The 12,298-nt window shown below is 42.6% G+C and carries 6 protein-coding genes; all 6 read left to right on the forward strand.

What is annotated here, in order from left to right:
• Positions 1-17 precede the first annotated feature (17 nt).
• The 6 genes from QUA34_RS10345 (at position 18) to QUA34_RS10370 (ending at position 12,286) form a co-directional block, all read left to right on the forward strand.
• Positions 18-1,631: a hypothetical protein gene (locus tag QUA34_RS10345; RefSeq protein WP_333326705.1), complete on the forward strand. Its 1,614-nt coding sequence runs from the start codon at positions 18-20 to the stop codon at positions 1,629-1,631.
• An 81-nt stretch (positions 1,632-1,712) separates the two neighbouring features.
• Positions 1,713-2,360 carry a hypothetical protein gene (locus QUA34_RS10350; protein ID WP_333326703.1) on the forward strand — a complete coding sequence of 216 codons (648 nt, stop codon included), beginning with the start codon at positions 1,713-1,715 and terminating at the stop codon, positions 2,358-2,360.
• A 118-nt stretch (positions 2,361-2,478) separates the two neighbouring features.
• Positions 2,479-4,740, forward strand: coding sequence for a TOMM precursor leader peptide-binding protein (locus QUA34_RS10355; RefSeq protein WP_333386270.1), 2,262 nt, complete (start codon positions 2,479-2,481; stop codon positions 4,738-4,740).
• Positions 4,741-4,758: 18 nt separating this feature from the next.
• A complete protein-coding gene (locus QUA34_RS10360; protein ID WP_333386272.1) occupies positions 4,759-5,832 on the forward strand; it encodes an amidohydrolase family protein in 1,074 nt (357 codons plus the stop codon).
• 45 nt (positions 5,833-5,877) lie between these two features.
• The gene (locus QUA34_RS10365; RefSeq protein ID WP_333386275.1) at positions 5,878-6,888 is read left to right on the forward strand and encodes a methyltransferase; all 1,011 of its coding nucleotides are present in this window, start codon (positions 5,878-5,880) and stop codon (positions 6,886-6,888) included.
• 37 nt (positions 6,889-6,925) lie between these two features.
• Positions 6,926-12,286, forward strand: a complete 5,361-nt coding sequence (locus QUA34_RS10370; RefSeq protein ID WP_333386278.1) for an AAA family ATPase — start codon at positions 6,926-6,928, stop codon at positions 12,284-12,286.
• Positions 12,287-12,298 lie beyond the last annotated feature (12 nt).

A 12,298-nucleotide genomic window follows, 5' to 3' on the forward strand; every position in this document is an offset into this window, starting at 1 on the left:
GGAGTAACAAAAGAGCTATGAAGATTATTCGGTTCCTGAGTTTATTATGCCTCGTAACAATTATTTCTGTTTTTTCAGGGTTTGTAGCCTCCTATCGTGCTATGGGAGTATTTGATAGCGGCTATTCACCTCCACCTATAAAGCTGGAAAATTTCAAAGAGCTGCCACAAAGCCCTCTTTCTAATAATGCGTTTGCTTTTGCCGACATCGCTTGGAGAACATTTGTAACTTTGAATTGGCCTGCTAATGACGCCAGGTCATTAAAGGAACTTGCCTTGGGTCAAGCACCGCTCGCTCCACGTGTATGGGAATTTTATCGAACTCCTGAAGAAGTGTTTCTTCCTAATGGTGAAAACCCTTTGCTAAATACACCCAACCCTTTTGCAATAAGAACCTTAAACTTAGACTTAATCAAGGGGCAAGGATCGGGTTCGCCAGAAAATGAGGAATTGCGAAAAAATTTACAAAATAGCCGTGCTTGGATCGAAAAAGTTATTAAGAGTAAGGAGTGCCCAGCAAAAATTGAGGTTAGCGATGAAGAAAATAATTTGTTGCTCAACAACATTCCTCTTGTCGATAAACAAGGAAATTACATAATAGTCGAGAGTCATTTGAACCCAAATGAATTCAAGCAAATTGTGGATAATAAATGGTACGATGCTAGCAAATTGGCTGAGTACAACCAAAAGGAAAAGTTAGAGTTTAAATCCACCCATTCAAGTATAGATGCACCCATAGAAGTTAAGGCAGCTTGGCGCGTTTTTGATAAAAAATCTAGCGCAGAGGAAAAAGGTCGTTACTATACCACAAAGCGGGTATTAGCAATTCCTAAAGAACAATATGTTTGTACTACCGATAATTGTGGTACTGACGATCCTGTACTTCAGGAAATTGAAGTGGGACTGATTGGCTTCCATATTGCCTATAAAATACCTAAACAGCAAAGTTCAACTCCTGGATGGGTTTGGGCTACCTTTGAACAGGTGGATAATCTCAAAGTGGATAATGGGCCTCTAGGATTGAAACCAACCCTATCCAACCCAGATTGCGATCCAAACGATCCAAATAAGGGGTCTTGCCTACCTAACTATCCATACGTAGAATGGCCTTTTCTTTGGCGCGATCAATCTCCCCATGCGGTGACGAAATCCCAGGATGGGAAAATAAAGCCGCAAATTCCTACCCAGGCTGTACGACTCTCCGAACAGCGCAATTGCAGAAGCAACCAACTCAGTGACTCTGTAAAGAAATCTCTCCAACAACAGAACAAAAATTGGCAGCAAGAATTCCGAAAAGTGGATGGGAATTCTGTATGGCAATACTATCAACTTGTGGGAACTCAATGGGTGCAAAATCCTCCTACTGCTAGTCAACTTACGTCTTTGACAAATGATAAGTTAATATCAAACAGTAGAACGGGGACTACACCAGGACCGCTATTCAATGTAGCTATGGAAGCTTATTCCCAAACCCAGGTCAACGGTGATTCCTGTATTGGTTGCCACGTCACTGCAACACTACCAAGTTCTAGGGGTACTTCTGAAAAAGCCATGTCAGATTTTAGTTTTCTATTGCAACGTGCTAAAAGTTCGAGAAATAATGTATCAAGCGATGGTAAACCCAATTCCTGAACTTAGCTTTGATTGAGAAGCAAAGGTTTCGAGAGAGCAACATATCATCCATATAGCTACAATCTTAAGGAGAAGATAGCAATGTCTGAATTCAATACAATCCAAAGCTTAGTCAGTCCAGATCAGCCAACTAAAGCTGAAGATGAGCTAAAGAATCTGCTCAAAGAAATGGGGTTTGACCTAACTGAGACAACACAGCAATTCGCCGCTCAATGGTCGCAATTGGTTGCTTGGTCTTGGCTTGAGCCTCATGAGTATACCGAAAATAAGCCAAACGAAGCGCAGGAAAATCTCCGACAAGAGTTTATCAATGCAGTCAAAGAGTTAGCCCGTACCTGCATTCAGGAGCATTACTGTCCGGGTATGTTTGTCGATCAAATAATGGCACAGAGCGATCGTCTGTCTCAATATTTGACTGGAGACATATCGGTGAGTGACTTAACGTTGCCTAAGCTTTACCAGCAGCTTACCAATAATCAAAAGCCGTATGTTTTTACGAAAGAGTTGACTCAAAATTTTGTCTGGGTGGTAACTGTCGATCGATTTAATGGCTGGTTGGCTGGTTACAATAACGACAAGAAAAAGTTTGTGATGGTAATAGCTTATCCACCTCGCCCCGCACTCAGTCCATCGGTTTTGACGGTATCTGAGTTGCGCGATTGGAGTCAGGGCGTCGGAGATGGAGGGTACACTCCTCCTAATCCCTATATTCCCACCTGCCTTTGCTAAGGTCGTAATCTCAGCACCAGTTGATGAGTAAGTGGTTAGGTAGGTTGTTGCGCTTTAGCGCTAAAGCGCAACAACGTACAAAAAATACTTAAATTAATACAATAAATTTGCTTACAGAATGTATCGCGATTACAAGCCAAAATTTAAGGATTGCTTTCGCATCGAGACAGAAAGAACAGAAGGAGTTTTCCTTTTGTCGGAAAGGAATGCGGCTGTACTGAGCGACCCTATCTACGCCCAATTAGCTCCGTTGTTGGATGGAAATCATAGCATTGATGAAATTGTCAATCAATTGCAAGATCGCCTGCCGGCATCTTATATCTACTATGGGCTAAGTCAGTTAAAAAATCAGGGTTATCTGAGCAACGGTGATGAGTTGCTGTCGCCATCGTTACAGATTTTTTGTGAGCAGTTGAATATTAGCGTGGAAGCCGCACACGATCACTTACAGACAACCAAAGTCGCAGTGAGGGCAATGGGTTCTATTTCCGCTGCTGAATTGATTGAAACTCTAGAATCGCACCAAATCCAGGTCAGCGAAGATGCCGATTTGCAAGTCGTTTTGTGTGATGATTACCTGCAACTGGATCTAGCCGCGCTCAATCAGCTTGCCTTACAAAAATCGCGTCCCTGGTTACTTGTCAAGCCGATTGGCACAATTATCTGGCTTGGCCCACTGTTCTATCCCAGAAAAACGGGCTGTTGGGAATGTTTGGCGCAACGCTTGCGATGCAATCGACCCATTGAAGGGTATCTTAAGAGACGGACGAACGATACAGCACCGCTGACGCCACCCCTAGCGAAAATACCTGGTGTCTTGCAAACGGCTTTGGGGATGACAGCTATTGAAGTCTTAAAATGGATCGTTCAGAATCGGGAAAATAAACGATTGGAAGGGGTATTAATTACTCACGATACTTTGACTTTAGAGACTCAAAGCCATATTCTCACCAAGCGTCCTCAATGCCCGGTTTGCGGATTTAGCAAAAGCCAGAATAGTGCAAAACCAATCCCATTAATTCTGGGTAGTCGCAAGAAAACTTTTACTGCTGAAGGCGGACACCGTTGCAGTTCTCCTGAAGCCACCCTTAGTAAATATCAGCATCATATTAGTCCCATCACGGGGGTTATTCGAGAATTACAAAAGTTACCCGATCGCCTAGATGGTTTTCATAATTATGTAGCAAAACATCATTTTATCTCGATGTTTGATGACTTGAGATCATTGGCTCAAAACATTGGCGGTAGAAGTGGAGGAAAGGGAAGAACGGATATTCAGGCGCGAGTTAGCGGTTTTGGAGAAGCTATAGAGAGATATTCTGGGGTTTTCCAGGGAGATGAAATCAGAATTAAAGAAACTTATCAGCAATTTGGCGATCGCGCAATTCATCCCAATGTTTGCATGAATTTCAGCCAATCCCAATATAGCGATCGCCAAAACTGGAATGCCAGTTGTCAGACCCTTTTTCAAAGAGTCCCCGAACCATTTGATCAAACCAACGCGATCGAGTGGACGGCTGTTTGGTCTTTGACTCAGCAGGAATTTAAGTATCTTCCCACTGCTTACTGTTACTTTGGCTATCCCAAACCAGAAAAACCTGACTGTTGGGCAGATACGAACGGCTGTGCAGCAGGTAACACCTTGGAAGAGGCGATATTACAAGGTTTTATGGAATTGGTCGAACGAGATAGCGTGGCGCTGTGGTGGTACAACCGAATTCAAAGACCAGAGGTGGATTTGGACAGTTTTGATGAACCTTATTTTCGCTCTCTGGAAGAGTCTTATCAGTCCATACATCGGGATTTGTGGGTTTTGGATGTCACCAGCGATCTGAATATTCCCACCTTTGTTGCTGTTAGTAAATGTTGCGATCGCGACTCGGAAGATATTCTTTTAGGATTCGGTTCTCATTTCGATGCTAAAATTGCTGTTAGTAGAGCGCTGACGGAAATCAATCAAATTTTGGGTGTTGTGTTACCAACTAACGCCGATGGTAAAACCCAGTACGCCTCCTCAGCGGAACCCTTAGCATTAAACTGGTGGCAAACTGCAACGCTACATAATCAGCCCTATTTAGTTCCCGACAAAAGTAGTCGCGCTAAAGTTTATGCCGATTACGCTCAAAACTGGAGTGACGATCTACTAGAAGACATCAAGCGCTGCCAACAAATCGTAGAACAAAAGGGAATGGAAATGTTAGTCCTGGATCAAACTCGTCCTGATATTGGGTTGAAGGTCGTCAAGGTAATTGTGCCTGGAATGCGACACTTTTGGAAGCGTTTAGGAGCAGGACGACTCTATGATGTACCCGTACAAATGGGGTGGTTAAACGAACCAATATCTGAAGATAATCTGAATCCAATTCCAATGTGGTTATAATTTCCCCTTACCCAAAAGATGTTTAAAAACTATAAAATTATCGATGCCGATGCTCACGTTTACGAACCCCACAGCATTTGGGAAGAGTATCTCGAACCAGCTTTCAAGCACTTTGCTCCTTCGCCAGACCTGAAAATTCAAGGAGAACCGATTATTAATAAGTTCTCCGAGCAATATCTACGTCAATGGGCAAAACCGTTTTTGGAAGTCGAGCCCCTGGCTGGTGCTGACCCCCAAATTCAGGTACAAGCCATGATGCAGATGGGGGTTGATGTGGCATTTATTTATCCCACATCCCTGCTGTTTATCACTGCGGTAAATACTATGGCACCTAAATTGGTGGGTGCTTTTGTGCGAGCTTATAATAATTGGTTGCGAGATTTCTGTAGTTTTAATCCCCAAATACTCAAAGGTGTGGGCAGCATTAATCTTCACGATCCAGAAGAGATGGTGCCAGAATTACAACGAATCGCCGATTTTGGCTGGAAAGCAGTCTTTTTGCGTCCCAACCCTGTCAAAGGAAGAATTTTGAGCGATCGCGCCTACGAGCCATTTTGGACGAAGTGCGAGGAGTTGGAAATCGCCGTAGGCATTCACGAAGGAACTCCTAGCCGTCTGCCTACTGCTGGGGCCGATCGCTTTAATACTCGCTTTGCCTTACGTGCCTGTTCCCATCCGATGGAACAAATGATGGCTCTGCTAACATTGATTGAAGGTGGTGTACTGGAACGCCATCCCCAACTCAAAGTTGGCTTTTTGGAGTCAGGTGGCGGGTGGTTGCCCTACTGGTTGTGGCGGCTCGATCGAGAATACGAGAGTTCGCGCTGGGAAGTGGCAGATCGTGTGAAGATGAAGCCCTCAGAGTATTTCCGCCGTCAGTGTTTTGTTTCTATGGAGCCTTCGGAGCCACACTTATCTCAAGTTATTGAGTATATCGGCTCCGATAACATCCTCTTTGGTTCTGATTATCCTCATGGAGAATACGAATCGGATATTGTCGAGCAAGTAGTTGCTCTTGAGGGGCAACTGCCCCAGGGAACTGTAGAAAAGATTTTGTGGGAAAATCCGGCTCGTTTCTACGGGATCAGTTGAATGTCATTCAAACCTAACGGCCCAACTCCCTTCTCCTAAATAAATATGTTCAACGAACCCTTTCCCGTTCCCGAAGTCGATGAGCGTATACTGTTCGATCTCAGTTGCTCTAGAATCATCGGGCCAGTAATAACATTAGCGCAAGAAATCAATCTATTTAAGCTGATAGACGAAGCACCGCAAACAATTGAAGATGCTGCCAAACACCTCAAAGTTACACCTATAATCTCTGAAGCTTTCATGGCAGTTCTGGCCGCATTTGGATTACTCGAAAGACAGAAAGATGGACGGTTTGGCCTGACAAAGGTGGCAAAAACATACATGATTCCAGATAGCCCATTTTACTATACGGGGTTTTGCCCTCCCCATGAATGGTATCTGGATCTGCTTCGCATGAAATTAATCGGTGGCGCTCAACCACCAATGCCGATGGCGGTGGCGATGAATCAGCACAAAATTGAGATGGTGCACAGCTTCATCGATCGGATGCACATGATGATACTGCCAACCGCAGGAAACTTAGCCAAACAACCTGTGTTCGGTCAAATATCGCATCTTCTTGATGTGGGAGGTGGTTCGGGAGCGCTGGCGATCGCGATCGCAGCATTTAATCCGCAGATTCAATGCACGGTTATGGATCTTGAGCCTGTATGCGAGATTGCACAAAAAAATATTGCCCAATATGGCTTAGAAAAACAGATTACTACCGTTGCGCGAGATATGTTTGAAGATGCGTGGCCTGGAGAACCAGACGGTATTCTATTTGGCAATGTTTTTCACGATTGGGATTTAGAACATTGCTATTTGTTAGCTCGACGAGCATTCGATGTACTTAAATCGGGCGGGAAAGTGTTGTTGCATGAAATGCCTTTGCATGACACAAAAGATGGGCCGCTCACAGTCGCCTGTTTGTCAGCCATATTACTGATGTATGAGAAAGGTAAGCAGTATACTTTAAAGGAAATAGAAGAAATCTTATCCTCAGTAGGGTTTATTGATTTTCAGTCAATACCAACTCATGCTTATTATCATCTGATTAGTGCTAAAAAACCATAATTTTTGTTTGTATTTTTAGTTGAGAAAAATCTTAAGTATGAAAATTCTTTCTAATTACCAAATTATCGCCCAAATTTTTGAAAGCTCGAATTCGCTAGTTTATCGAGCAAATCACCGCCATGACAATCAACCTGTTATTCTCAAGGTTCTCAAGGAAGATTATCCTACCCCTGCGGAGCTAACCAGATATAAGCAAGAGTATGAAATTACTCGTTCCTTGAATATAGATGGAGTGATTAGAGCTTATGATTTGCAAAAATATCAGAATACACTAGCAATAGTTTTAGAAGACTTTGGAGGTGAATCCTTAGACATTATCCTGAGAGATAGAAAACTTAGCTTGCCTGAATTTCTTTCTATTGCTATTAAAATAACGAAGACTTTAGGTGAAATCCATGCTGTTAATGTTATCCACAAAGATATCAATCCTGCCAATATTGTTTGGAATTTAAAAACAGATATCCTGAAAATTATTGATTTTGGCATTTCTACACTATTTACGCGGGAAAATCCCACAATTAAAAACCCAAATATTCTCGAAGGCACACTGGCTTATATGTCGCCCGAACAAACAGGCCGGATGAATCGGGCCCTCGACTACACTACAGACTTTTACTCTCTGGGGGCGACATTTTATCGAATACTAACTGGTTATTTACCTTTTGATACAAGCGATGCTTTGGAATTAGTACACTGCCACATTGCCAAACAGCCTCTACCGCCTCACGAACTCGATCCCAATATACCCAAAGTTGTTTCTAACCTGATTGTGAAATTGTTAGCGAAAACCGCGGAGGAACGCTACCAGAGTGCCTTTGGCATCGCTGCAGATATGGAAGAATGCCTCAGACAGTTTCAGCTATGCGGAGAAATTGCAGATTTTCCGCTAGCACAACAAGATTTTTCTGACAGGTTAAGTATACCGCAGAAACTTTACGGTAGAGAGCGAGAAATTGAGATATTATTATCAAACTTTGCGCGGATAGCCTCAGCAAATAGCTCTGAAGAACAGACACGAAAGTGCGTTGAGATGGTACTCGTTTCCGGCTATTCTGGCATCGGTAAGTCTGTGCTGGTACAGGAACTCTACAAGCCAATTACAGCTCGGCGAGGCTATTTTATTTCTGGTAAGTTCGAGCAGTTACAGCGCAATATTCCCTACTCTGCAATTGCTGCTGCTTTTCGCTCTCTCATACAGCAAATTTTAGCTGAAGATGAAGCACAGCTATCAGAATGGCGTGAAAAACTACTGGCAGCATTTGCCTCTAATGGTCAAGCCATCGTTGACGTGATTCCTGAAGTAGAACTAATAGTTGGGCCTCAACCTCCGATTCAGCAACTGGAGCCGATGGAGGCGCAAAATCGGTTTAACTTGGTGTTTCAAAAATTTGTTAGGGTGTTTTGCCAAAGCTCACATCCACTGGTCATTTTTTTGGATGACTTACAGTGGGCAGACGCAGCTAGTTTAAAGTCTATCGAATTAATGTTGACTGATGAGCAGATGAAATATTTGCTCCTGATTGGTGCTTATCGAGACAGTGAAGTTAGCCCCACCCACCCTTCAATCTTAACCCTCAATCGTTTAGAAAAAGAGGGAGTTATTCTCAATAGGACAACATTAGCCCCCTTAGCTGCTCCTCACATCGCTCAATTGATTGCCGATACTCTCCACAGCAATCTAGAACTGGTAGAGCCGCTAACTGAGTTAATTTATCGCAAAACATCAGGTAATCCTTTCTTCGTCAATGAATTTCTTAAAACTATATATCAAGAAAATTTATTAAAGTTTGATTGGCAACAGCGTTGTTGGGTCTGGGATATCCCGCAAATCGAGGCTTTAGGTATCACAGAAAATGTTGTGGATTTGCTGATAGACAAATTAAAAAAACTACCTGATGCGCCTCAGCAAGCATTGCTTCTGGCTGCTTGTATTGGGAATAGCTTCGATCTGAAAACTCTTTCTATAGTCTGTGAAAAATCCCTGACAGATACATTTGTAGATTTACTACCTGCTATTCAGTCCGGGCTGATTCAACCGGCTTCATCGCTAGAAACTACCTTGAACAATCCCCTCGATGCCTCTTTGGTTATCCTGAATTATAAGTTTCAACACGATCGCGTCCAGCAAGTCGCCTATACCTTGATTGATGACAATCACAAGCAAACGGTTCATCTTAAAATTGGCAGGTTGTTACTTGCAAGTACACTTTCAGATGCACAAGAAGAAAATATTTTTGCTATAGTCGATCATCTTAATAAAGGAAAAAACTTGATTGCCAGCAAGGCTGAAAAAGTGCATCTGAGTCAATTGAATCTCAAGGCAGGTTATAAAGCCAAAGAATCTACTGCATATACGGCTGCTAGAGAATATTTTATATCGGCAAAGCAATTTTTTCCTGGAAATATATGGAAAGGGAAAAATAATTATAAAATGGCTGTGGATTTATATAAAAGCCTAGCCCAGGTTGAATATCTCAATAGCAACTTTCAAGAGTCAGAATTGCTTATAGAATTGGCTATTAATAGAGTGAAGTCAGCGCTAGAACGCTCGGAATTATATTATTTGCTAATCGAACTATATACCATGCAGGGCAAATACTTGGAGGCGATTCACATCGGTCGAACAGCTTTAGCGCAATTGGGTATCGACTTTCCAGATCGCGACTTTGACAAAGCTGTTGAAGCTGAATTAGCTAAGTTTAGCGAAAGTTTAGGAAAACGAGAAGTTGCTTCGCTGATTGACAATCCAGAAATGGAAGACCCGATCAAGCAGATGGCCTTAGAGCTATTGATAAAAATGCAACCCCCAGCATACTTAGGCGCTCCAGAGCTTTCCGGTGTCGTAATGAGTAAATCTGCCAATCTGAGCGTTGAATACGGTCATACATCCAAATCGGCAATTAGCTACAGTATATTTGGTGCATTCCAAGCAATATTAGGAAACTATCAGTTAAGTTACGAACTCACGTTGTTAGGATATCAGTTAAGTAAAAAGTTCGATGATTTATATTCTTTAAGCGAAACAGCTAATGCTCTTGCCAATTTTTCTTTATCATGGGTTAAGCACATCAAGCAAACTGAAAGTCTTAACGCAGAATCAATTGAGGCTGGGTTACAGTCAGGTATGCTTCAATTTGCTGGCTTTAGCATGACTCATACTTTATTAAATGGAATTTACCAAGGCAAAAATCTATCTTTACTTCCTCAAGAGGCATCTGACATTCTCCCTTTTTGCCAAAAAACCAAAAACCAATGGTCTGTTGATTGTACCTTGGGACAGAAAATAATCTTACAAAACCTGCTCGGACAAACGCAAGATAAAGTTGATTTTGGTGGCGATGAGATTCAGGAATCCGACTATCTAAATCCAGAGGAAGTTAGCCGAACCCCAAACGCAATCTGCTATTATTACATTTTCAAGGCTCAAGTTCTCTATTTATATGGCGAGTTGCAATTAGCGTTAGCATCGATAGCCAAGGCGCGAGAATTATCAGCGTTTATTTCTGGCACTATTCAAGCTTCTACTTACAACTTTTATTATTCCCTGATTTTAGCTGCACTCCATCCATCTGTTTCTCCAGAAGAGCAACAAGAATACTGGACTCAAATCGAGGCTAACCAAACGCAAATGCAAAACTGGGCAAATAATTGCCCGGAAAATTTTCTACATAAATATCTTTTAGTCGCCGCAGAAATGACCAGAATATCGGGTAAGTGGTATGAAGCGAGCGATTTATACGATCGAGCGATTAAATTGGCTAAAGAAAATGAGTTTATTCAAGATGAAGCACTCGCCAACGAACTAGCCGCCAAGTTTTGGTTTGCCGAAGAAAAATCTGAGTTCGCCCAAATTTATTTAAAAAAAGCATACCAAGGTTATCACATTTGGGGAGCAAAACGCAAAGTAGAAGATTTAGATGAAAAATATCTCCAGTGGCTTGGTTCAACCAAAACAGATACTCAAAATACCAAGAATCCGATTACCACAACAGGTGAAAAATCAGGCGAAGCGCTAGATTTTGCCGCAGTAATGAAAGCATCCCAAGCTATCTCCGGTGAAATCGTTCTCGAACAATTGTTAAACCAGGTGATGAAAACTGTGATTGAAAACGCAGGGGCCCAAAAAGGTTTTCTCATTCTGGATCAAGGTGGGAGTTGGGCGATTGAAGCCGAAGCAGCAGTAGAATGCGATCGTATTACCATTATGCAATCCATTCCCGTAGATTCCGTAGATCCTGCAACTGGAATTCCCCTGCTGTCAACCGCCATAGTTAACTACGTCGCTCGCAGCCACGAAAATGTAGTATTAAATAACGCCACAGATGAAGGACAATTTACCCGCGACTCTTACATTACCGCTACTCAACCCAAATCGATCCTCTGCACTCCCCTACTCAATCAAGGCAAACTCGGTGGTATTCTCTACTTAGAAAATAATTTGGCGATCGGCGCATTTACCTCGGAAAGAGTGGAAACTTTAAAAATCATTGCGGCTCAAGCTGCGATCTCGATTGAAAATGCAACTCTCTACGAAAAATTAGAAGATTACAACCGAACTTTAGAGCAAAAAGTAGAAGATCGCACCGCACAATTAGCCCAAGCTAATGCAGAAATATTGGTTTTGAACGATCGGCTCAAAGTAGAAAACCTTCGCATGAGTGCCGAACTAGACGTAACCCGCCGCCTGCAACAGATGATTTTGCCTCAACAGCAGGAATTAGAGTCTATTGAAGGGCTAGAAATTGCTGCATTCATGGAACCCGCTGATGAAGTTGGCGGCGACTACTACGACGTACTAAATTACGGCGGTAAAGCCACAATTGGCATCGGCGATGTGACAGGACACGGTTTAGAAAGCGGCGTGTTAATGATTATGGCGCAAACAGCAATTCGCACTTTGTTGGTTCACAATGAAACCGACCCAGTTAAATTATTGCAGACAGTCAACCAAACGCTTTTTGACAACGTAGAGCGCATCAATTGCGGTAAAAGTATGAGCCTTTCTTTGCTGGAATATCGGGGGGACAACATCCTGCGTTTGAGCGGACAGCACGAAGAGGTGATTGTCGTGCGTTCCAGTGGCGAAGTAGAGCGGATTGATACGATGGAGTTAGGCTTTCCCATCGCCTTGGAACCAGATATTGCCGATTTCATTGCTACTACTGAAATACAGTTAAATTCCGGGGATGTTGTCGTACTCTACACAGATGGAATTACCGAAGCTTTTGATATGAATCAAAAGGAATACGGTATTGAGCCAATGATTGAACTTGTTGCCCTTAACAGGGAAAAGTCAACAGCAGAAATCAAGCAAGCTATTATTGACGACGTGCGGCGATACATCGGGGAGCAAAAAGTATTTGATGACATTACTTTAGTAGTAATTAAACAGAAGTAAGTATGGGAGAAT

The sequence above is a fragment of the Microcoleus sp. POL10_C6 genome (genome assembly GCF_036701585.1).
Taxonomy (GTDB): Bacteria; Cyanobacteriota; Cyanobacteriia; order Cyanobacteriales; family Microcoleaceae; genus Microcoleus.

Excerpts from the sequence above, each read along its gene's own strand:
- QUA34_RS10365 (WP_333386275.1), top strand. The coding sequence starts at position 5,878 with ATGTTCAACGAACCCTTTCCCGTTCCCGAAGTCGATGAGCGTATACTG.
- QUA34_RS10350 (WP_333326703.1), top strand. The coding sequence starts at position 1,713 with ATGTCTGAATTCAATACAATCCAAAGCTTAGTCAGTCCAGATCAGCCA.
- QUA34_RS10370 (WP_333386278.1), top strand. The coding sequence starts at position 6,926 with ATGAAAATTCTTTCTAATTACCAAATTATCGCCCAAATTTTTGAAAGC.
- QUA34_RS10355 (WP_333386270.1), top strand. The coding sequence starts at position 2,479 with ATGTATCGCGATTACAAGCCAAAATTTAAGGATTGCTTTCGCATCGAG.
- QUA34_RS10345 (WP_333326705.1), top strand. The coding sequence starts at position 18 with ATGAAGATTATTCGGTTCCTGAGTTTATTATGCCTCGTAACAATTATT.
- QUA34_RS10360 (WP_333386272.1), top strand. The coding sequence starts at position 4,759 with ATGTTTAAAAACTATAAAATTATCGATGCCGATGCTCACGTTTACGAA.